This window comes from Halalkalibaculum sp. DA3122 (assembly GCF_043951865.1).
Taxonomy (GTDB): Bacteria; Bacteroidota; Rhodothermia; order Balneolales; family Balneolaceae; genus JAMQKA01.
On sequence record NZ_JBINJF010000018.1, the window covers coordinates 1 to 23,613 of the forward strand.

At 49.5% G+C, this 23,613-nt stretch carries 18 protein-coding genes; 14 read left to right on the top strand and 4 right to left on the bottom strand.

Going from position 1 to position 23,613, the window contains the following annotated elements; translation table 11 throughout:
- Nucleotides 1–118 precede the first annotated feature (118 nt).
- Complete coding sequence (gene ppk1, locus ACG2F4_RS12345; RefSeq protein WP_395261133.1) at nt 119–2,524, top strand: polyphosphate kinase 1; 2,406 nt, start codon at nt 119–121, stop codon at nt 2,522–2,524.
- 58 nt (nt 2,525–2,582) lie between these two features.
- Here the strand turns inward: ppk1 and ACG2F4_RS12350 are convergent, their stop codons facing one another.
- Nucleotides 2,583–3,152: a DUF420 domain-containing protein gene (locus ACG2F4_RS12350; RefSeq protein ID WP_395261134.1), complete on the bottom strand. Its 570-nt coding sequence runs from the start codon at nt 3,150–3,152 to the stop codon at nt 2,583–2,585.
- A gap of 340 nt (nt 3,153–3,492) precedes the next feature.
- Between ACG2F4_RS12350 and ACG2F4_RS12355 the strand changes: the two genes are divergently transcribed.
- The 12 genes from ACG2F4_RS12355 to ACG2F4_RS12410 all read left to right on the top strand — a co-directional run bounded on the left by ACG2F4_RS12355 (nt 3,493) and on the right by ACG2F4_RS12410 (nt 16,790).
- Entirely contained in the window at nt 3,493–4,140 is a 648-nt protein-coding gene (locus ACG2F4_RS12355) for a cytochrome c3 family protein (RefSeq protein WP_395261136.1), read from the top strand.
- Nucleotides 4,141–4,192: 52 nt separating this feature from the next.
- Complete coding sequence (locus tag ACG2F4_RS12360; RefSeq protein WP_395261137.1) at nt 4,193–7,258, top strand: TAT-variant-translocated molybdopterin oxidoreductase; 3,066 nt, start codon at nt 4,193–4,195, stop codon at nt 7,256–7,258.
- A gap of 22 nt (nt 7,259–7,280) precedes the next feature.
- Nucleotides 7,281–8,714, top strand: coding sequence for an NrfD/PsrC family molybdoenzyme membrane anchor subunit (gene nrfD / locus ACG2F4_RS12365; RefSeq protein ID WP_395261139.1), 1,434 nt, complete (start codon nt 7,281–7,283; stop codon nt 8,712–8,714).
- Between the two features lie 12 nt (nt 8,715–8,726).
- Entirely contained in the window at nt 8,727–9,272 is a 546-nt protein-coding gene (locus ACG2F4_RS12370) for a DUF3341 domain-containing protein (protein WP_395261140.1), read from the top strand.
- 227 nt (nt 9,273–9,499) lie between these two features.
- Nucleotides 9,500–10,384: a c-type cytochrome gene (locus tag ACG2F4_RS12375; protein ID WP_395261142.1), complete on the top strand. Its 885-nt coding sequence runs from the start codon at nt 9,500–9,502 to the stop codon at nt 10,382–10,384.
- A gap of 17 nt (nt 10,385–10,401) precedes the next feature.
- Nucleotides 10,402–11,586, top strand: a complete 1,185-nt coding sequence (locus tag ACG2F4_RS12380) for a hypothetical protein (RefSeq protein ID WP_395261144.1) — start codon at nt 10,402–10,404, stop codon at nt 11,584–11,586.
- A gap of 40 nt (nt 11,587–11,626) precedes the next feature.
- On the top strand, nt 11,627–12,181 hold the full coding sequence (locus ACG2F4_RS12385; protein ID WP_395261146.1) for a transposase: 555 nt from the start codon (nt 11,627–11,629) through the stop codon (nt 12,179–12,181).
- Between the two features lie 112 nt (nt 12,182–12,293).
- Entirely contained in the window at nt 12,294–13,028 is a 735-nt protein-coding gene (locus ACG2F4_RS12390) for an SCO family protein (protein WP_395261148.1), read from the top strand.
- A gap of 1 nt (nt 13,029) precedes the next feature.
- A complete protein-coding gene (coxB, locus tag ACG2F4_RS12395) occupies nt 13,030–13,977 on the top strand; it encodes a cytochrome c oxidase subunit II (RefSeq protein WP_395261149.1) in 948 nt (315 codons plus the stop codon).
- Between the two features lie 4 nt (nt 13,978–13,981).
- Nucleotides 13,982–15,748 (top strand): cbb3-type cytochrome c oxidase subunit I, encoded by a 1,767-nt coding sequence (locus ACG2F4_RS12400; RefSeq protein WP_395261151.1) that lies wholly within the window; start codon nt 13,982–13,984, stop codon nt 15,746–15,748.
- 64 nt (nt 15,749–15,812) lie between these two features.
- Nucleotides 15,813–16,457: a cytochrome c oxidase subunit 3 family protein gene (locus ACG2F4_RS12405; RefSeq protein WP_395261152.1), complete on the top strand. Its 645-nt coding sequence runs from the start codon at nt 15,813–15,815 to the stop codon at nt 16,455–16,457.
- A 30-nt stretch (nt 16,458–16,487) separates the two neighbouring features.
- Nucleotides 16,488–16,790, top strand: coding sequence for a cytochrome C oxidase subunit IV family protein (locus ACG2F4_RS12410; protein WP_395261154.1), 303 nt, complete (start codon nt 16,488–16,490; stop codon nt 16,788–16,790).
- A 218-nt stretch (nt 16,791–17,008) separates the two neighbouring features.
- On the opposite strand, the gene ACG2F4_RS12415 is transcribed toward ACG2F4_RS12410, so the two are convergent.
- Nucleotides 17,009–17,938 (bottom strand): heme A synthase, encoded by a 930-nt coding sequence (locus ACG2F4_RS12415; protein ID WP_395261156.1) that lies wholly within the window; start codon nt 17,936–17,938, stop codon nt 17,009–17,011.
- Between the two features lie 222 nt (nt 17,939–18,160).
- Here ACG2F4_RS12415 and cyoE point away from each other — a divergent pair, with 222 nt between their 5' ends.
- Complete coding sequence (gene cyoE / locus ACG2F4_RS12420) at nt 18,161–19,066, top strand: heme o synthase (protein WP_395261158.1); 906 nt, start codon at nt 18,161–18,163, stop codon at nt 19,064–19,066.
- 447 nt (nt 19,067–19,513) lie between these two features.
- On the opposite strand, the gene ACG2F4_RS12425 is transcribed toward cyoE, so the two are convergent.
- The gene (locus tag ACG2F4_RS12425) at nt 19,514–21,991 is read right to left on the bottom strand and encodes a thiamine pyrophosphate-dependent enzyme (RefSeq protein WP_395261160.1); all 2,478 of its coding nucleotides are present in this window, start codon (nt 21,989–21,991) and stop codon (nt 19,514–19,516) included.
- A gap of 189 nt (nt 21,992–22,180) precedes the next feature.
- Entirely contained in the window at nt 22,181–23,566 is a 1,386-nt protein-coding gene (locus ACG2F4_RS12430; protein WP_395261162.1) for a class II fumarate hydratase, read from the bottom strand.
- Nucleotides 23,567–23,613: the final 47 nt, after the last annotated feature.

Genomic DNA, 23,613 nt, shown 5'->3' on the forward strand with positions numbered 1-23,613 from the left:
TGTGACGCTATTGCAGTACATCAATTGGCAAAACGATGAACCCATTAATCGCATTAAACATGCATTGGCTGCTTAAGGTTAACCCCTAAACGCGTGCTAATAAATTAATCTCCAACAAGTGTCCAAATCCAGCTCAGAAGAAATTGCCGTCTGGCTTATCAACCTGATCAAAGACAAGGGAGAATTAAAACGGGAAGAAGCGGCAGAGTTTGTCGAGTCTGCATTCAGCAGCGACTTTATATCGCGTACAGCAAATGGAAACCGGTCGTTATCGAAACAACTGCTCCATGATTTTCGCAATCTCAGGGACGAAACGATCCGGTGGAATGCGGGAAAACAAGCCTGGTATTTTACTGCCAACGGCAGCGAGGAGGCGGAGCGGGAACAGCGCGAGATTCCACAAATCCCCACGGCGGTGGAACCGAAGGAACTGCCAAAGGGAGCATCAAACGTGCACCCGGCTCTCTACCTGAACCGCGAGCTCGGGTGGGTGGACTTTAACTGGAGGGTTCTCTACCAGGCGATGGATTCCCGTAATCCGCTCCTGGAACGCGTTCGCTTTTTGGGGATCACCGCCAGCAACCTGGACGAATTCATCCAGAAACGGGTGGGCGGACTTAAGCGCCAGGAAGCTGCGGGGGTAGATGACCTGAGCCCCGACGGGCGTACCCCGCAGACACAGATCCAGTTGCTGCAGGCCAAGACCAAGCAGATGCAGCAGCGCATGACGGAGGTCTGGAACCAGCATCTGCTGCCCAAGCTGGAAGAGGAGGCCTCGATCAAAATATCGGGATATGATGCCCTCAACAGCCGGCAGAAGAACCGGCTGAACGAATACTTCCTGGATCATATCTATCCCACCCTTACCCCGCTGGCCGTGGACCCGGGCCATCCCTTCCCGTTTATTTCCAACCTCAGCCTGTCGCTGGCCGTCAAGCTCAAAAAACCGAACCGGGATGCTTTCAATTTTGCCCGGGTGAAGATCCCTTCCAATCAGCCCCGGCTGCTGCAGGTGGAGAGCGAATCCTATGCCTACCACTATGTACCGATCGAAGAAGTGATCCGGAAGAACATCGACAAACTGTTTCCCGGCATGAAGGTTGAAAGCATCTGCCTGTTCCGCGTCACCCGCAATGCCGACCTCCGGAGAAACGAAGAAGAGGCCGAAGACCTGTTGTCGATGATTTCGGAGGAGCTTCGGGAACGCCGATTCGCCGAAGTGGTGCGCCTTGAGATTGAAGAAGAGGTCGACCCCGAGGTTGAAAACCTGCTAAAAGATGAGCTCAAGCTGGATGACAGTGACATACACCATGTGGAGGGGGAGCTCGACCTGACGGTCTGTTTCAGCCTGGCCAATCTCAATATCCCGGGTCTCCGGTATGAAAAATGGAATCCGCCGATCCCCAAGCCCCTGTATCACGAGGGGGAAACCGAACAGGAACAGACAATTTTTGATATTATCCGCAAGGGAGACATCCTGGTTCACCATCCCTACGAGTCATTCTCGGCTAGCGTGCAGCGCCTGATCGAGGAAGCCGCCAACGATCCCGATGTGCTGGCGATCAAGCAAACTCTGTACCGCACCTCCGACGATTCACCAATCGTAAAATCACTGATCAAAGCGGCCGAACAGGGCAAACAGGTAGCGGTACTGGTTGAGGTAAAGGCGCGGTTTGATGAAGCCAGCAACATAGAATGGGGAAAAATGCTGGAAAATGCGGGGGTGCACGTGGCCTATGGCCTTGTGGGATTAAAAACGCACGCCAAGGTAGCCCTTATTGTCCGCCGCGAAGGCGATAAACACGTCACCTACTGCCATATCGGTACGGGAAACTACCATACCCAAACGGCGGAAATTTATACCGATCTGGGGCTGCTTACCAACGATCCCGAACTGGGATATGATGTAACGAATCTCTTTCACTACCTGACGGGCTACGCCCCGGATCAAACATTTGAAAAACTGATGGTCGCCCCGCACAGCCTGCGATCCGATTTTTACGGCCTGATAGACCGGGAGATCGAACTGGCCAAAGCGGGTGAAAAAGGCCGCATTATTGCCAAAATGAATGCACTCGATGACGTGGGCATCATACAGCGACTTTATGAGGCCTCTCAGGCAGGAGTCAATATTGATCTCATTGTCAGAGGCCACTCCCGCCTGCGCCCGCAGCTTGAGGGATACAGTGAGAATATCCGTATTATCAGTATTATCGGGCGATTCCTGGAGCACGACCGGATTTTCTACTTCGGCAACGACGGGGAGCCGAAAATCTTTATCGGCAGTGCCGACTGGCGGTCGCGCAACCTGAACGAACGGGTAGAGGCGGTCGTGCCCATCACGCTACCCTCGCTGCAAAAACGGATCATCTCTATTCTGAAAAAAGCCCTCAATGACAACCGTCTGGTCTGGGATATGCACGCCGACGGAAGCTACACCCAGCGCCGGCCCGCAGAGGGACAAAAGGAGAAAAACTTCCACGAAATGATGATGAAAAATGCGTGGAAACGGGCGAAGCGGTAGTTCTGGGTCCTGGGTCCTGGGTTGCCCTGGCTCGGGGTCCTTCGCCCTGATCTATTCGTCATGGATTAAAAGTATTCAGAATCAGGAAGATAAGAACGCCGGTCACCGATACATAAAGCCAAACCGGGAGCGTGATTCTGGAAAATTTTCGATGATAGGTCAGCTTTCCTGAAAATGCAAAATAGAAGCTGGTCAGAATAAATGGAACCACCAGTGCCGAAAGCACGATATGGGTAATCAGGATAAAAAAGTATATCGGCCGGATAAGCCCTTCTCCCTCGAAGGGGGTACTCCCGTGAAAATTGTGATATATCACGTAGCTGATCAGGAAGAGCGAAGAGGTAAAAAACGCTGTAAGCATCAGTTTCATATGCTTCCTGAACTTTCTTACACGTATCGCCTTGTAGCCCAGAACAATCAATACAGCACTGGTCGTATTTAACAATGCATTCAGCGCAGGCAGACTCGTGATCAGGGCTGAGCTGTAATCACTACCTCCCTTGAAGTAAATCAGCCATATCAAAAAGATAAAAGCTGCACCGCTTATCAGCAGAATAACGCCCAGTGCTTTGGGCAAGCTGAGCTCTTTCAGAAACTCTATGGTAAATTGGTCGCCGGGATCTGACATAATCAATATTTTTTTAGTGGCTAAGATATAAAAAACCGGGGTGTTAATTCCAGTAAACCCTGACTAACAAACCGTTTATCGTATTCATTCAACGAGCGATATTCAGGTTAATTTTTTTAGGCATTTTATCCAATAGATTTTATTTTAGCTTCTCGTTTAAATAGCGTTTCGTTATGGTTGCCGGGAACTTTATTTAGATTCGATATAAATACTTTTATCGTCTCTGCCGCGGTTCTTTAAAACCGATTTTTTCCATACATTCATGCCGACTCGACGACCCGTCGGGATTATTATATTACAGTGAAAATCAGCAACTGATAATTCGATCTTCTATTGATTTATGGCTCAGATTTTTCCAAAGTGGGCAAATGAGATTCCAAGACGGCTTTTAATAGGGGCAGTGGTCTTTTTAACTGCAATCGTTGCCGGGGTTTGGTATTTCTTTTCACCCGAATACACCGATGTGGGGTACGCACCAACACAACCTATTGACTACAGTCACCAGGTCCACGCAGGCCAGCTGGGGCTCGATTGCCAATATTGTCACTCAGAAGTCTTTAACTCCAAGCAGGCCAATGTACCCCCTACCGAAACCTGCATGAACTGCCACAACCAAATTGACTCCCAGCGTCCCGAAGAGATTCAAAAAATTCGCGACAGCTGGAACTCGGGAGAGCCCATTGAATGGGTTCGGGTGCACAATCTGCCGGATTACGCTTATTTCAGCCATGAAGCCCATGTAAACGTAGGCGTCGGGTGCGAGTCGTGCCATGGCCGTGTAGACAAAATGGCGGTGGTATCGCAGGAGGAGCCTCTCAGTATGAGCTGGTGCCTCGATTGTCACCGGGCTCCCGAGCAGCATCTGCGCCCGGTAGAGGAGGTTACCACCATGGGGTACGAGGTGGAAAACCAGGCTGAACTGGGTAAAAAGCTCATTGCCAAGCACAATATCCACGCTCCCACCAATTGTCAGGGCTGCCACTATTAATAATTGTATTATCAGTAAACGGAATTTCTAAACCAAGCAGATAAAGCAATCGATGAGCGACGAAGTAACTCAATTGAACGGTGAGGGCAAAAAAGCCAATTACTGGAAAAGCCTGAATGAACTTGCCAAAAACGACGAGTACCAAAAGTTCGTCGACCGTGAGTTTCCCGAAGATGCAACAGAACTGAATGACAAGGTATCGCGTCGCAGCTTTCTGCGTGTTATGGGAGCTTCCATCGCCCTGGCTGGATTTGCCTCGTGCCGGCGTCCCGTACAAAAGATACTTCCCTACTCAAACCAGCCTGAAGAGGTCGTGCCCGGAGAACCACTCTACTATGCTTCGGCCATGCCCTTTCAGGATGCACTGACCGGGATCGTCATCGAAAATCACGAAGGACGTCCCACGAAGATCGAGGGCAATGAGATGCATCCCGCAAGCGGCGGTTCTTCAAGTATTTTTAACCAGGGGGCGGTCCTGAACATGTACGACCCCGACCGCTCACGCTTCGTACGCCGCAATGGAGAACGGTCTTCCTACAATGAATTTGTCAGTTTTTGCAACGAACATTTTAGCGACACCGGCCGGAACATTGCCTTTATTTCGGAAGCGAACTCTTCTCCCACCTTTAACAGGTTGAGAGACCAGGCCCTGAACACTTTTTCAAACGCGCGCTGGGTGACCTATGAACCTTTTGGAGAAGACAATGCCCTTGAAGGCACAAGCATCGCCTTTGGCCAGCGGCTCCGAGCGATCAACCATTTTGATCAAGCCGATATTATCGTAGCTCTTGACAACGACTTTCTAAACCCTGCAGCCAACAAAAATTCGGTGCAGGACACCCTCAACTATACGCAGGGACGGAAGGTTGAATCTGCGGAAGAGGAGATGAGCCGGCTTTATGCCGTTGAAAGCACTTTTACGATGACCGGCTCCAATGCCGACAACCGGCTGCGGCTGAAATCGAGTGAAATTGAACTTTTTGTATACGCTCTTGCGGCAGAGCTGGCCTCCTCTTTGGGTGGTCTTACCGAATTCAGCGGATACAGCAACAAGTTTTCTGACCATGAATGGATTCCGGTCCTGGCGGAAGATCTTCTTGCCAACCGGGGAACCTCTGTGGTCACTGTTGGAAATGAGCACGCGCCATCTGTTCACGCCACCGTTGCCGCCATTAATCGCGAACTGGACAACGCCGGTCGTACGGTTACATACCATGAAGTACCATACCTGCAAGACCAGTATAACCGTGAAGCTTTAGAAGAGGTGATAGCGGATCTACACGATGGAGGTATTGATACGGTCGTGCTGGTGGGTACCAATCCAGCGTTTACAGCACCCGCGGACCTCAACTTTACCGAAGCGATCCAAAATGCCGGGACGGTTGTCCACCTGTCTGACTACTATGATGAAACATCCAAACTGGCCCAGTGGCATGTAAATCGGGCTCACTTTTTGGAAGCCTGGGGCGATGGATATTCCTTTGCGGGCACGCGGTCGGTAGTGCAGCCACAGATTGAACCCCTGTTCTCGGGTGTCAGTGACATTGAGTTTTTAAACAGTGTTGTAACCGGAGAAAAAACAAAAGGTTACGACCTCGTACAAACCACGTGGAACGACTTTATTGACGGGAGCTTCAGCTCCGGTTGGAACCGTATTCTTCATGACGGCCTGGATGATGAGGCGACCTTCCCTCAGGTGTCGGTTGATATCAGCTCAGGCTTCCAAAGCAGCGTTAGCAGTTTTCTGAATAACGTCGCGGAAAGCGGTGGGATTGAGGTGGTCATCCGCCCGGACTCCAAAATATTTGACGGCCGCTATGCCAATAACGGCTGGCTGCAGGAGTTGCCGGACCCGATGACCAAGATCACCTGGGACAACGTGGCATTGATGAGTAAAAATACTGCTGAAGAGCTCGGCATCCAGCAGGCGGGACTGGGAGTGGCCAAAGTTCAAAAAATTGCTATTACAATCGACGGAACCACCGTTGAAGTACCCGCGTGGGTTCAGCCCGGCCACGCCGATGACAGTATTACGGTAACCGTCGGTTACGGTCGCGAAGGGATCGGGAAAGTGGCCAATAAAACGGGAGTGGACACCTATCCCCTCCGCACCACCAATTCCATGCACTTTGCCACCGATGTGACTATAGAAAATGCAGGCGGATCGTATGAAATTGCCTGTACGCAGGACCACAACAGTATGGAAGGGCGTTCACTGCTTCGCCACGCCACTCTTCAGGAGTATCGCGAAAATCCCGAATTCGCCTCTTATGAATCGGCTTATAATGCGGAACTTCCGGGCCAATCCTATGCCGAGGAACAAGGCAGTAATCGCCCGATGACCCTTTTTAATGCCCAGGATGATGAAGAATATCCTGACTACGAGCCCCAATGGGGAATGACGATCGACCTCAACAGCTGTATCGGCTGTGGGGCATGTACAGTAGCCTGCCAGGCTGAAAACAATATTCCGGTAGTAGGAAAACGGGAGGTTAGCAACGGACGCGAGATGCACTGGATCCGAAACGATCGCTATTTTGAAGGCGATGTGGATGACCCCCAGGCCCTGCATCAGCCGGTGCCCTGCATGCACTGCGAGCTGGCACCCTGCGAGCAGGTATGTCCGGTGGCGGCCACAACCCACAGCGATGACGGGATGAACCAGATGACTTACAACCGCTGTATCGGTACCCGGTATTGCGCCAATAACTGCCCGTACAAAGTTCGTCGATTTAATTTCTTCAATTATACCAAGGAGTATTTAACCACCGGCGATGATCCCGAAGTAGTACAGATGGCAATGAACCCGGATGTGACGGTACGCTTCCGCGGTGTCATGGAAAAATGCACTTACTGTGTACAGCGGGTCAACAAGGCAAAAATTGAAGCCAAAAAAGAAACGGGATCTCCCAAACCGGAAGATGGTGCGGTTAAAACCGCTTGCCAGCAGGCCTGCCCCGCAAAGGCTATCGAATTCGGCGACCTGACCGATGAAAACAGCAACGTCGTACAGGCTAAAAACAATGAACGCAACTACCTTCTGCTGGAGGAGGTCAACACGCGGCCCCGAACCTCATACCTGGCTAAATTGAGAAATCCGAATCCCAAATTGGCATAACACGAAATCTCTTTTCTTTAAAATGAGTAAATCTTACGAATACGTACCAGAACCTGCGCTTGTAAAAGGTGATCATTCGTTTTCAAGTATCACCTCCATGATTGCCAAAACGCCGCTTTCCCCGGCACCGAAGCTGTGGTATCTGGCCTTTGGACTTGCAAATTTGCTGCTGATCGCCATGCTGGTGGCTGTCGGGTACCTGATTTGGGAAGGAACCGGCATCTGGGGTCTGAACAATCCCGCCGGGTGGGGATGGGCTATCATCAACTTTGTATGGTGGGTCGGTATCGGCCACGCCGGGACACTTATTTCCGCTATTTTATTTCTGTTTCGGCAGGGCTGGCGGACTGCTATTAACCGCTTTGCGGAAGCAATGACCATTTTTGCGGTAATGTGCGCGGGCCTGTTTCCCGCTATACACGTGGGACGTATCTGGGTGATCTACTGGGTCTTCCCGATTCCCAACCAGATGGCCGCCTGGCCCAATTTCAGCAGTCCCCTGCTATGGGATGTTTTTGCGGTCAGTACCTATTTCACCGTTTCACTTCTTTTCTGGTATGTCGGCCTCATCCCTGATTTTGCAACCCTGCGGGATAAAGCCAAAAGCAAAATTGCCAAAATGTCGTATGGTATAGCCTCTCTGGGCTGGACCGGCAGCTTCCGCCACTGGTGGAACTACGAGAAAGCTTACATGATCCTGGCCGGCCTCGCCACTCCCCTGGTACTTTCGGTACACACCATTGTATCGTTCGACTTTGCCGTCTCCGTCATTCCGGGCTGGCACAGTACTATTTTCCCGCCCTATTTTGTTGCAGGGGCGATCTATTCCGGCTTCGCCATGGTATTGACCCTGATGCTTATTGCCCGAAAGATCTACGGCATCGAGGATATCATGAATATCGATATCATGGAAAAAATGAATATCGTAATGATGGTGACCGGTAACCTCGTGGCCTTTGCCTACCTGATGGAGGGCTTTGTTGCCTGGTACAGCGGCTATATTTATGAACAGGCCATCTTCTGGTTGTATGCTACAGGACCATACGCGTGGGGTTTCTGGATACTGATGTTTTGTAACGTGGTGACACCCCAGTTCCTGTGGAGCAAATATATTCGCCGCAACGTGGCATTGACATTTATTATCTCCATCATCGTAAATATCGGCATGTGGTTCGAACGCTTCATGATTGCAGTGGGATCGCTGGCAACCGACTTTATGCCCTCAAACTGGGACTACTACTCTCCCACGTTCTGGGATATTCTGACGTACGTCGGCACATTCGGGCTCTTTTTCACGATGTTCCTGCTATTCCTGCGGTTCCTCCCGATGGTGGCAATTGCCGAAGTCAAAGGCGTTATGCCGCAGGCTGATCCCCACAACTACGATGATGAGACCAAGGAATTTATTAAACCAAAAGCTGAACCTGTGGTTGCAGAACAACCGGAAACTGCTTAGAACTGAACCACTATGGATACAAATAATACCAACATGTACGGCGTTCTTGCCGAATTTCGGAACCCAAAAGAGCTTATTGACGCAGCTTCCGCTGTAAAAAAGTCCGGCTACAATGATTTTGACACGTACGCCCCATTCCCGATTCACGGGATGGAAAAAGCGATGGGGCTGAGTAAATCACCGCTGGGCTGGATCGTTTTTGGAGGAGCATTGATCGGTTTTGTTGGCGCTATCGCCCTGATGGTCTGGGTCATGGCCTACGAATACCCGATGAATATCAGTGGCAAGCCGTTGATCAATCCGCCTGTCTACGTTCCCATTACTTTTGAACTGACGGTTCTGCTTTCCGCATTTGCCGCAACGTTTGGGATGATTGCCCTCAACAAGTTACCACGCTTCCATAATCCGCTGTTTAACTCAGAGCGTTTTGAAAAAGCTTCGGACGACGGTTTTTTCGTCTGCATAGAAGCGGGGGACGACCTTTTTGATGAGGAGAAAGTAAACAAGTTGTTTAAAGATGCGGGGGCTACCCACATCGAAACGATCTACGACAAGTAAAAAGTCGTATCTTAAACATTTTTTAAGAAAATTTTGACTTGATATTCAATATGAAAGAAGGAGCCAACATATCAGAATCAGCTGTTGTTACCTCTCCCCCCCGGTGCGGGAGACAGCGGAAAAGGGGTTTAATCAGTCCGGCAAAGATTCTGAGCATCTTTATTGTCATTTTGGTACTGGGAGCCTGCCGCGGGCAACGATTTGAGCAGGAACCTGTCCATCCGGTTATGAATATGGATCAGCAGGAACGATTCGAAGCCCAGGAAGAGAATCCATTTTTTGCCGACAACCGTTCCATGCGGCAGCCCGTGGAAGGAACGGTATCCCGCGGAAACCTGCGCGAAGATGCCGTCTACTACCAGGGAATCAACGATGACAGCTCATTTGTAACCGATATACCGGTAGAGGTTGACAAATCGTTTTTGTACCGGGGTAAAGACCAGTATGAAGTGTACTGCACGCCTTGTCATGGTACGCTGGGCGACGGGCAGGGAATCATTATGACCGGTCAATATGGATACGTTCCCGCTCCAACCTTTCACCAGGACCGACTTCGCGAGATCGAGAACGGGTATCTGTATTCTGTAATTGCCAACGGCATTCGCAATATGCCTGCTTATGCCCATCAAATAAAGGTGAAAGACCGGTGGGCTATCGTAGCATACATGCGCGCCCTGCAACGAAGCCAGTATGTGCCTGAAGATGAAGTGCAGGCGTATGATGTCGATCTTGCCAGTCTTCAAGCAGAATTTACCGAGCAACAACAAAAAGAGCAGGCTATGCAGGAGGCCGAAGCCGCTGCAGGTGGAGGTGATGTGTCTGCAGCCCGGGGTGAAGAACTTTTCGTAGCCAACGGTTGTCAGGCGTGTCACTCCCGCGATGGATCTGATGGAATAGGACCTACCCTGCAAAATGTGATGGGCAAGTCTGAAACGCTGGCCGACGGCAGCACCATTACGGTCGACGAAGATTACCTTCGGGAATCGATCACCAACCCATCGGCCCAGATTGTCGAAGGCTATGACCCGGTAATGGCGCCTTATGGTCATTTAAGCGATTCCGACATTCAATCGCTCATCGAATACATCAAATCATTAAGTGATAACCAGTAAGAACTTTTGATAACAACATGAGCAAGCCCAAAATAACTGACACACTGGAGTTTCCTTCCGATCAAAATTTGACCAAAGGTCTGTTTGGGGTCGGTATAGTAGGTCTTTTGGCCAGCGGCGTGGGATATTTTATAAACCACGACCAGTTTTTCTTCTCTTACCTGGTCAGCTTTACCTTTTTCTCCAGCATAGCGCTGGCAAGCCTCTTTTTTGTGATGCTGCAGCATCTTACCCGCTCGGAATGGAGTGTTGTATTGCGCCGTATTCCAGAAGCGATCTCTTCCAACCTGTATATTTGGGCACTCTTTCTTATTCCTGTTTTCTTTGGGATGCACTCGCTGTTTCACTGGACCCACGAGGATGCTGTTGCTCACGATCCGGTACTCCAGGGCAAAGTGCCTTACCTTAACGTGCCGTTCTATATCGTCCGCCAGGTGATCTATTTCGGCATCTGGAGTTTCCTGGGATACCGGCTCTACAAAAATTCCGTTAAAATGGATGAAACCGGCGACTGGGGACTTCAAACCCTGCTGAGACGTACCAGTGGGCCAGGACTCTTCCTGTTTGTTATTACATTTGCATTTGCCTCGTTCGACTGGCTTATGGCTCTTGATCCGCACTGGTATTCCACCATTTTCGGTGTTTATTACTTCGCAATGAGTTTCCAGGGACTGTTTGCTTTCTTTATACTCCTTGTATTTTTCCTCTGGAACAGGGGCATATTGAAGAACACCATCCAGGAGAGTCATATTTATGACCTGGGGGTGCAGATGTTTGGTTTCACCGTATTCTATGCTTACATCGCATTCAGCCAGTACCTGTTGATCTACTATGCGGCTATTCCGGAAGAAACCCTGTGGTATATGCACCGTTTTGATGGAGGATATGAATATATGGCCTGGATGCTGCTCTTCGGACGATTTGTGATTCCATTCGTCCTCCTGCTTAATAAAAATATGAAAACGAATTACAAGGTCGTTTACGGCGTATCCATACTGATATTGGTTACACATTTCGTGGAACTGTACTGGATCGCCATGCCGGTGCTGCATGAACACGGTATCCACTTTAACTGGCTGGATGTAACAACTTTCCTTGGTCTGGGTGGCATCTTCTTTGGCCTGTTTTTCCGCCGGTTCAAGCAGCAAAAAATGATTCCGGTCAACGATCCAAAACTGGGAAAATCTCTACGCAAGCATTAACTGGCAGAATCGTTTATAGTTAGTAAAACAACAGATCTTTATGTCGAACGAAGACAGAACATACAGCTCCGAATTTAAAGCCAAGGTTGCACAAGCTGCAATCGACCAGGGAAAGCAAAACCTGGACCAGCTTTCTAAAAAATATGATGTGCCGGTGTCGACGATCCTGACGTGGGCCGTTCAGCTCGAAAAAGACGCAGAATCGTTTTATCAGGGCAGCGAAGAAACCGAAAAAGCGGAAGAACATATATCCGACCAGGAAGAGGTGGACGTGGAAGTCACCGACAAAGAGATTATGGACTCCATCGATTACGGGGTCATGTTCGACCGACTGAACATTCGCCGACTCGTCTTCTGGAGCGTGCTCGGAACCATCCTCGTGGTAATATTTGTTTTTGCGCTGCGTGAGATGTACGAGTACAACCGGCTCCTTTCACAGGATGCGGCCTCCGGCAGTACGGAATTTTACCAGGTAAATCAACAAAAGCTGGAGGCCACTGAAACGTTGAACTCCTTTGGAGTTGTTGACTTGGAAAATGGCATATACAGAATTCCAATCGACAGTGCTATTAATGAGATGGCTGAACAGCAATAACAGCGAAACACGTTTTTTTTATTCATTTACCGGGTCGCTACTCCTTTTGGTGTATTTGTTCGCCCTTCCGGCAGCAGCGGAAGCGCAGTTAAATAACAAAAAGCCAGATGATGTGCAGAACGTAGATGTTCAAGAGCATCTCGGGGAGAAGATCCCGCTTGATTTGACGTTCGCAACGTCAAAAGGTGATTCCGTCACAATCCGGGAGCTGATGGAAGGTGACAAACCGGTCATACTCAACCCGGTATACTATAACTGCCCCATGTTGTGCAGTATGGTTACCGATGCCATATACACCGGGATTAAAGATTTGAAATGGGATCCCGGCAACCAGTTTGAAATTATTACGTTCAGTTTTGATCCGGATGAAGACACGCCATTGGCTGACTCCACCAAACAGGTGTACAGCGAGAAGCTCGGAGAAGACAGGGTCAGCAGTGGCTGGCATTTTTTAACCGGCAGGCAGGACGTTATTAAAGAATTAACCCAAGCGGTCGGATTTAAATACGAAAAAGTTGAGCGTAATGGCGAATACGCGCACAGTGCCGCAATAATTTTTTTAAGCCCTGACGGAACCATTACGCGATATCTTTACGGTATCAAATTTGACGAGTTCCAGTTCAGGAATGCGCTTTACGATGCTGCAGACGGAGAGATCGGCAGTGCCGTTGACAAAGTTGTTATGTACTGTTACCAGTACGACCCGAGTTCCCAAAGCTATGTTCCGGTTGCCTGGCGTATTATGCAGCTCGGTGGCTTGGCAACAGTTTTAATTCTGGGTATATTCCTCGGTTTATTATGGCTGAAAGAAAAAGGTTCTAAACACGACAGGAAGCTAAACAATTAGAATGGACTTATTTAAAGACCTCTTATTACCTCCCGCTAAATCGACAATAGCGAATAGCCATGATCAGCTATTCGAATTTGTACACATGAGCAGCCTGATCCTCACCATCGGTATCCTGGTTGCCATCATCTATTTTATTATAAAATACCGGCGTAAATCTGAAAATGAGGTTACCCCGGTTATTACCCACAACAACGCCCTTGAAATCACATGGTCCGTGATTCCACTGGTGTTGGTACTGTTCATATTCGGATGGGGCTTCCAGATATTCCTGAATATGACCTCCCCGCCCGACGATGCCTATGAAGTGCAGGTCACAGCACAAAAATGGCTCTGGAGATTTCAGTATGAAAACGGGGCGAGCTCCACGGGAGAGCTGCACGTTCCCGCCGACCGCCCGGTAAAACTGATCATGAGCTCGAATGACGTTATCCACTCCTTCTCGGTGCCCGACTTTCGAATCAAGCAAGATGTAGTTCCGGGTCGATATACTTCGGTATGGTTTAACGCCCCGGAGACCGGAGAATCGATCATCTTTTGTACGGAATACTGCGGGACAGACCACTCAAATATGACCGGCAGTGTGGTTGTTCAAAGTGAGGAAGATTTTGAAACCTGGTTGAGAGAAAACGCGGGGGGCGGCTCCCAGCCTGATGATATGACGCCCGCCGAATGGGGCGAGCAGCTAGTACAGGAAAACGCCTGCACTACCTGTCACTCTGTGGACGGAACCGAAATGACGGGTCCTTCATGGCAAAATAAATTTGGTTCTGAAGAACCGCTTGCAGATGGAACGACTGTAACTGTTGATGAAAATTATCTCAGAGAGTCAATTTTGGACCCGGGTGCTCATATCGTGGAGGGCTACAGCAACGTAATGCCCCCATACCAGGGTGTTCTCTCGGATGAACAGATTAATGCAATTATCGAATACATAAAAACACTGTAGTAACATGGCAACGGCAGAATCTAATTCCGGTTCTTTAACAAAAAAAATGAAAGTTCGCCGGTATAAACCGGATGAACGGGCTGAAAAAAATTATCTTAATGTTGAATCTGGCCTGTGGTCGTGGTTGACAACATTAGATCACAAACGCATCGGGGTACTGTATCTCATCGGTATATCTGTATTTTTTGCTGCGGGTGGAATCCTGGCCCTGCTGATCCGGATGGAACTCTGGACGCCCGGCCCCACACTGGGCTTCCTCACCGCCGACGGGTATAACCAATTGTTTACGCTCCACGGCGTAATCATGATCTTCCTGTTCCTGGTCCCCTCGGTGCCGGCCGTACTGGGCAACTTTATCATGCCGATCCAGCTTGGGGCCAAAGATGTGGCGTTTCCAAGGCTAAACCTGATGAGCTGGTACCTCTACATGGCCGGTGCAATCGGAACGCTATATGTCATTGTCTCCGGCGGGCTCGATACGGGCTGGACCTTTTACACCCCCTACTCTGCAACGACTGGAGGTGCGGTTACTGCCATGACGTTTGGCGTGTTTATTATCGGCTTTTCCTCTATTTTAACGGGAGTTAACTTTATTACCACCATCCATAAAATGCGGGCGCCCGGCATGACCTGGGGCAAGCTGCCGCTGTTCTGCTGGGGATTATATGCCACCAGCATCATTCAGATTCTGGCCACCCCCGTGCTGGCCATTACGCTGCTGCTGGTTGGCATGGAGCGGCTCCTGGGTGTTGGAATTTTTGATCCCGCACTTGGCGGAGATCCCGTGCTCTACCAGCACATGTTCTGGTTTTATTCGCACCCTGCTGTTTACATCATGATTGTACCCGGCTTTGGCATCGTTTCCGAGGTTGTCTCCACCTTTTCCAAGAAAACGGTTTTTGGTTACTGGGCTATCGCCCTCTCTTCGCTTGCGATCGCCTTTATCGGCTTCCTGGTTTGGGGACACCACATGTTTACTTCCGGTCAGGCTTCGCTGGCCTCAACGATTTTTTCATTCCTGACTTTCCTCGTCGGTATTCCCACCGGTATTAAGATGTTCAACTGGCTGGCTACCATGCACAAGGGTTCGATCTCACTCCAAACGCCGCTCCTGTATATTTTGGGATTCTTCTTCCTGTTTCTCATCGGTGGCTTAACCGGAATTGTACTGGCTACAATTGCCCTTGACATCCACCTGCATGATACATATTACGTGGTCGCCCACTTCCACTTTGTCATGGTGGGAGGTATGGTGATGGCGTTCCTAGCCGGGCTCCACTACTGGTGGCCCAAAATATTTGGAGTCATGTATAACGAAACGCTTGCCAAAATTGCAGGTGGTCTTATCACACTCGGCTTTAGTGTTACGTTCCTCCCGCAATTCATTATGGGAGCACAGGGGATGCCGCGCCGCTACTACAACTACGTTGAACAGTTTACCGTCTACCACCAGGTTTCAACGGTAGGAGCATTTATCCTGGGTGGAGGCTTCATGCTGGTCCTCGTCTATCTTTTATACTCCCTGTTCAAAGGCAAGAAAGCGGGAGCAAATCCGTGGGGAAGCCGTGCTATGGAATGGCAGATAGCCTCTCCGGCCCCGCCCCACAACTTCGAGCACACTCCAGTGGTTATTCACGGTCCGTACGACTATCACCAGCCGATGGAGGATTTCCAGCTGGGTCTCATTCAGAGTGAAAATGGCCATGCGGCCGAACATGAGGCGGGCGTTCCCTCAGGCACCGACCCCGATCAAGTGGAAGCCGAGGAATAACGACTCCGACACCCGAAAATCACCAGACAACAAGCGAATTTAACACAGAAAATAAACAGTAATCATGGCGAATCATTCAACAGCAACCCACGTTCAACATCACTTTGTTGACAGTGAGCAACAATTTGATTCAGCAAAGATGGGAATGTGGATCTTCCTGGTAACCGAGATCCTCTTTTTTGGCGGACTGTTTGCTGCCTATATCATCTACCGGGCATGGTATCCTGAACTGTTCACCCTGGCATCGGAGGAACTTGATACCCTGTGGGGCGGCGTTAACACCATCGTGCTGATCGGCAGTAGCCTGACGGTGGCTATGGCAATTAAATCGGCCCAGCTCAACCAGAAAAAAGGGATTATCATCAATCTCGGCATCACCATTGCGCTTGCTTTTGTTTTTATGGTGATTAAATATTTTGAATACACCCATAAATTCCATATTGGTATTTTTCCAGGTGAATTTTATGCCTATGAGGCTATCGACCACCCGAAAGCCCACATCTTTTTCAGCCTCTACTACATGATGACCGGCCTGCATGGTATCCACGTAGTAATAGGAATTGGTTTAATGGTTTGGCTGCTGGTCAAGGCCTCAAAAGGAGCTTTCCACAGCGAATATTACACACCGGTGGAGATTACCGGGCTTTACTGGCACCTGGTCGATATCATCTGGATTTTCCTGTTCCCACTTTTCTACTTAATTGACTGATACTGATAACTCAAAACGTTTCTTTGATCCATGAGTGGACATCATATTTCATCCGACAAAATACTTCTTTCTGTAGCGGGCGCCCTGTTCATTTTAACAATCGTTACGGTGGGAGTTCACTACCTGGCACTTCCTCATCCCTGGTCTATCATCGTGGCCATGATTGTAGCCGTAATGAAAGCGAGCCTGGTCGCCCTCTTTTTCATGAACCTTTACTGGGATGCAAAATTTAATTCCATGCTCTTTATCGCTTCCATCCTGTTTTTGGGATTATTGGTGGGGCTCTCCATGCTGGATACGCTCTTCCGGACAAATCCGATCCCGGGCTTTTAGATTCCCGTTCCGTAATCTATATCTCTTAAGCCGGTTTGAATTTAAAAAAACCGGCTTTTATTATTTTGGAAGGGTTTAGCAGAACCTACAATGTTGTTGGAGGTGGTTGTTCCACCGACATTGGTGACTTTAAAACGGGAGTAGAACTCTCAAAACGAGAGGATATCAGGCTATTGTAAAGCCTCTTTGAAAAATTTTTCAAATGGAACAGGCAGTTCCTATGCCGCGCTGACATCATTTTTTAATATCAGCAGCAGTAAAAACTCCGCGCATATTAAAATGGCTACTCCCACCAAATGCATGACCTGGTAAACAGGAGGCATGCCCAGGTAATACAGGCCCACACCAATTAATATCTGGAAGAGAATAAGGCCAAATATCACCGATGCCAACCGACCAAGCAGTATTGAATCGCTCTTCCACTTTGCAAAATAAAAGATTCCTCCCCCCAAGAGGAAAAGTGTCCATGAAAAACTTCGGTGTATTTCGTCCCAAAATCCCACTTCCTGCAACCAAAGTTGCCGGGGCGGGGGAGCTGCACTGTTTTTAACGACATCAATCGCCTCTCGTACCTGGGTTCCCATCACCAGCTGTACCATCGTAAAGGCAAGCAATGCTACGCCGGACCAAAACAGCCACCTCCTGTGTTTGGGTTGAATTTCAACACTCCACTCCTTCCTGGTTGCGCGGAACGCGGCAAACAGCAGTATCGTCATAATAACCATTGCCAGTACCATGTGGAGCGTAATCAGCCACTCACTGAGTCCCGTAATTACAACCTGTCCTCCCAGCCACCCCTGTACGAGCACCAGCACGAAAGCGGCACCCGAACTGTAGAAAACTTCAGGCTGGCTTTTCCTGTACCGAAACGAAAGAAGGAACGTTGCCGTGATCAGCAACCCGATGATCACGCCCACCAGCCGATTCAGGTATTCTGTCCATGTTTTAAGCACATTAAACTGGGAGGCATTGAACTCGGGGGGCAGCTCGGCGAGACTGGTAGGCGGAATCCACATGCCGAAACATTTTGGCCAATCGGGGCAGCCGAGTCCGGCTCCCGAGGCACGAACAAGTCCACCCACGAAAATAAGAAAAATAGTAGCTCCAACCGTTGTTATAGCCGTCTTTTGGTAGGTATTCAGCGTCATATTTATATAGAATTTCAGATACTTAAATAAACGTGGCCTCCACGTCTCTAAAGATAACAATTATCCTCTTTCCCAGTTCCCTTAAAGTGTAAATCAATTTTAAACGGCAGATAATTTTGAAACAAATAACCGGGTTTGACCAGTCTCCTGCAGTCCCAATTCAGGTAACAATTCTACAAATTATTCCCTAAATTTAGCCTGTTACAAAATCAGAAAATCCGCATGAAGTTAAGTACCGACACCACCCTTTCGAAATGGTTTAATGTTGAGACGCTGTCAGCATACTACGAGCTGACCAAGCCCGGAATCACTTTTACCGTGCTGGCCAGCATGCTGATAGGATTTGTGTTGGGTTCGGCCGGCAGCCTGAATTTTGTGCTTATGGCCCATGCCGCACTCGGTACCTGGTTGATCGCTTCGGGCACCGCCGCCCATAACCAGTTCCTCGAATGGCGACTGGATGGACAGATGAAACGAACCCAAACACGGCCCCTGCCCTCCAGCAAGATAACCCCAAAACAGAGTGTAACATTTTCACTGGTATTGATCCTTGCCGGTTCAGCGTATATGATTTTTATGGTTAATCTCCTGGCCGGCATGATTTCCATTGCCACAACCATCATATACCTGGGAGCTTACACTCCCATGAAACGTGTTTCAGCGGCCAACGTCTTTATCGGGGCAGTACCCGGAGCCCTGCCACCTGTTGGCGGATGGGCAGCGGCCACCGGGCACCTGGGAGATGCCGGCATGTGGTCGCTCTTTGCGATTGTATTTCTTTGGCAAGTGCCTCATGTGATGGCCATAGCATGGGTATGCAAAGATGATTACCGCAACGCAGGGTTCCGTATGCTTCCTAAAAACGACGAGAACGGCACCAAAGCCGTTATGCTTATACTTGGGTGCCTTGTCGCCCTTTTACCGGCTACCTGGGCTTTGTATGCTGTTGACTTAAGTGGTCTGACCTACCTGGCTGGAGGAATGGCCTGCGCCATCGCCTTCCTGTGGTACGGTATCCGTTTCGCCTTCGACCGCACCAAGGAGAAAGCAAAAAAACTGATGTTTGCATCCTTCTTTTACCTTCCCGCCGTCTGGATTATCATATTCATCGACCAACTGCTCTCCTGAATCGGTATCCCTTGACAAGGTTTTTCTTCAATAATCAGTCGAATTTTCACTTTCCGGTTACTTGAATTTAAACTGTCACCTATGACAGGATGAAACCTCCTAAAAGCAGGACACCTTCATTTAACCCGGATTATTCACGAAGTAGAACAAATTTCTTGGTGAATAATCCGGGTTAACACCTGACTTCTATTCGGGAGTAAGTTATCGGGACCTTTGCAGAACCTGCTATTTTGTTGGGAGATGGTTGTACCACCGACTTTGGTGACCTTTAAACGGGAGCCCCCCTCAAAACGAGGATTTGAGGATTTGGGATTTTACAACGCCCTCTTATAAACAGGTATAGAAACCAAAAAATTGCCGTAGCTTCTTGTGGAAGCCTGTAATCTGTTGGAAATGCGAAGTGAACGTTTTTACCGGCAAGGGAAAGCACACGTTCGTGCTATGCGGTTAATGCCCAACCTCGTTGTTATAGATAGCAGGGTACGCTTCAGGATTGGCCTCATTCATAATCTGGTACACTGCCTCAAAAATGTCATCGGTGTTCGGCTTGGAGAAGTAGTCGCCATCGGATCCATATGCAGGCCGGTGCTCTTTGGCGGTCAGGCACAAGGGCTCAGAGTCCAGATAAAAATACCCTTTTTGCTCCTGCAGCACTTTCTGCATCATGTATGCGGAAGCACCGCCGGGGACATCCTCATCCACAAAAAGGATACGATTGGTCTTCCTGAGCGAACGAATGATCTTGTGATGGCGGTCAAAGGGCAAGAGTGTTCGGACATCAATAAGTTCAGCAGAGATACCTGCCTCATCCAGCTCCGGAAGCACATCTTCACACACATTACAGGTAGATCCATAGGAAACGATGGTAATATCGGTTCCCTCTCGTATCACTTTGGGCACTCCCAGCGGGATGGTAAACTCCCCGATATTCTGGGGCATTTTCTCTTTTAGTCGGTATGCATTGAGGGGTTCAATAACCAGGGCGGGATCATCGCCCTGTAGCAGGGTGTTATACATACCCGCAGCCTCCGTGAGATTGCGCGGCACGCAGACGTGAATTCCACGAATCCCATTAATAATCATGCCCATCGGTGACCCGGAATGCCATATACCCTCCAGGCGATGACCTCGGGTCCGAACAATTACGGGAGCTTTCTGGCCACCGGCACTGCGGTAATGCAGTGTGGCAAGATCATCACTCATTCCCTGGAAACAGTATAGAATATAGTCGAGATACTGAATTTCAGCGATCGGGCGGAGTCCACGCAGCGCCAGCCCAATACCCTGGCCCAATATTGTAGCCTCCCGAATCCCGGTATCTGCCACACGAATTTTCCCGTATTTTTTTTGAAGTCCCTCCAACCCCTTGTTCACATCCCCCAGCTTTCCACTGTCTTCGCCAAAAACCAGGACCTCCGGGTATTTTTCAAACAACTTGTCAAAATTATCCCTCAAGACAATGCGCCCGTCAACCTCTTCAGCATGATCGGCATAGGTTGGACGCACTGCCTTGACATTCAGCGGTGACTTATCAGATTCGCTGTACAGGTGGGAATGATAGCGTTCAAAATTATCCTGCTTGGTCTCCCTGATCCAGTCGACAAGCTCCTGTTTCGAATCAAGCTGCTGATCGCGCACCACGCGCAGCGCCTTTCGCACCCCTGCCATAACATGCCTGCGCAGGGTGACCATCGGGGTATTCATCTCTTTTTTAACGGCCTTGAGTGACTCCGGGGCTTCACTTTCCGCGATCATCTTGTCAATGATCTGAACAGCCGTACGCTGCTCCTTCTTAATTTCGCTGGTAAACGCCTGCCAGGCCGCGTCCTGTTCACGTTTTACATAGCTCTCCGCTTCCTCCTCGATGGCATTCAGCTCGGTTTCAGCGGCCAGCTCCTCTTTGAGAATCCATTTTCTCATTTGAGCTACACAGCAATATTTCTCTTCCCACTCCAGCCGTTGTTCCGATTTATAGCGCTCATGCGAACCGGAGGTGGAATGCCCCTGTGGCTGGGTTACCTCCTGGGCATGTATCAGCACCGGCACATGCTCTTTTCGCGCAATCCCGGCAGCCGTTTGGTATGTGTCAACAAGGGCCGGGTAATCCCAGCCCTTGACCGTCAGAATTTCGAGACCGTTTTTAATTTCCGTCCGCTGCATGCCGGAAAGCGCCTCGGAGATACTGGCTTTTGTAGTCTGGTATTTTCGGGGGACGGAGATGCCATAACCATCATCCCAGACCGAAAGTACCATCGGAACCTGCATGACGCCGGCCGCATTTACCGTCTCCCAAAAAACACCCTCCGAGGTACTGGCATCCCCGATTGTTCCCCATGCAATCTCGTTTCCGTTAACTGAAAACTTTTTAAACCTCTCATCTTGGAGGACTTCTTCATTTCTGTAGACTTTAGAGGCCTGTGCCAGCCCAAGCAACCGCGACATCTGCCCGGCCGTGGGAGAAATATCTGGAGAACTGTTTTTTTGCGAGGTCAGGTCTTTCCAGCTTCCATCCTTGTCCAGGCTATGTGTACTGAAATGCGCATTCATCTGGCGCCCGCCCGAATGTGGGTCCGCTTTCGTATTGGGATGAGCGTAGAGCTGGGCAAAAAACTGGCGAACAGTCACTTTTCCTATTGCCAGCATAAAGGTTTGATCTCGGTAGTATCCCGCCCTGAAATCCCCGTCCCTGAAATATTTGGCCATCGCAAGCTGGGGGAGCTCCTTTCCATCGCCAAAAATTCCAAATTTTGCCTTGCCGGTCAGGGTTTCCTTTCGCCCGAGGTAAGAGATTTCACGGCTGACAACGGCTAAACGATAATCTTCAAGGATCTCTTTGATTTTTTCTGATTGATCAGAGCGTTCTGCTCCACGCCTGGAGTTTGTTCCATTCTGTGAGATACCTTTAGTTGTGTGAGTATCAGCCATTGTCACTCATTTTCTTCACGTTTACCGGCAGTAAAAGTCACATTTTGGATAAGATCACTGGAGCAGAACTGCTATTACAATAATAAAAGAATCGGCTTTTATTTACAAAACTGAAGCCGCCCTTCGGCAATGCTGTAACATTAGTGTCAATTCATGTAAACATTTTTTCCTTTCTCCGGTACTCCGTAGTTACGAACTGAATCCCCCCCTGGTCAGTTTGATCGGGTCCAGCGCTTCATCCAGCTCCTCGTCAGAAAGATCCGTCATTTCACGGGCCACCTCTTTGACCGGCCGTTTCTCAGCAAAAGCTTTTTTGGCAATTTTTGCCGCTTTATCGTACCCGATAATCGGATTTAGTGCTGTAACCAACACCGGATTTCTGCCTACCATCTCGTCAATCCGCTCCTTGTTGACATTCAGGCGGGAAACACTTTTTTCGGCTTCAACCCGTGCAGCATTTGACAACAGCGCGATCGATTCCAGCAGGTTTCGCGCAACAACGGGCAACATCACATTAAGCTCAAAATTTCCTGCCTGTCCAGCTACCGTAACAGTGGAGTCGTTGCCAATAACCTGCGCACAGACCATCGCTACCGCCTCCTCTATCACCGGATTCACCTTCCCCGGCATAATCGACGAGCCCGGCTGCAGGGCCTCAAGCTGCAGTTCCCCGATACCGCTGTTGGGACCTGAATTCATCCAGCGCAGGTCATTCGCAATTTTCATCATGCCTACGGCAATCGTTTTTAACTGGCTGCTTAATTCCACCGGTGCATCGACCGTAGATTGCGCCTCAAAATGGTTTTCGGCCTCGCTGAATTCATACCCGGTTTCCTCAGAAACCGCCCTCGCAAATCGCTCTCCAAATTCCGGGTTTGTATTTAGTCCTGTACCCACAGCCGTACCGCCTTGCGGGAGCTCCTGCAGGCGCTGAACCGTCTGTTCCAACCTCTTGACCCCCAGCTCAAGCTGCCGCGCATACCCGCTGAATTCCTGTTCCACTGTTACCGGCATCGCATCCATCAGGTGCGTTCGGCCCGTTTTTACGACTTCGGAAAGCTCCCGACCCTTGTCCAAAAAAGCACTCCGCAGTTTCTGCAAGGCCGGAATCAGCGCACTGCGAACCCCGGAAACCGCGGCAAGCCGGATCGTCGTGGGAATAACATCGTTTGAACTTTGCCCGAAATTGACGTGATCGTTGGGATGGACCTTCTCCGCTCCCAAAATCTCATTGGCCCGGTTGGCAATCACCTCATTGGCGTTCATATTGGTTGAGGTACCGGATCCCGTTTGGAAAATGTCGATGGGAAAATGCTCGTCTAGTTCACCCTCCATGACCTCCCGGGCCGCCTGCTGTATCGCCTCAGCCAGGTCGGCATCAATCATCTGAAGTTCGGCGTTAACCTTTGCAGCGGTCTTTTTTACCAGACCCAGGGCTTGGATAAACTCACGTGAAAACGTATATCCACTTACCGGGAAATTTTCAACAGCCCGCTGTGTTTGCGCCCCGTAGTATGCATTTTCGGGAACTCGCACTTCGCCCATTGAATCCTTCTCAATACGAAATTCACTCATGACAGAAACATCCTCATCTTTATTTACTGGTATTATGCATGCCTGCA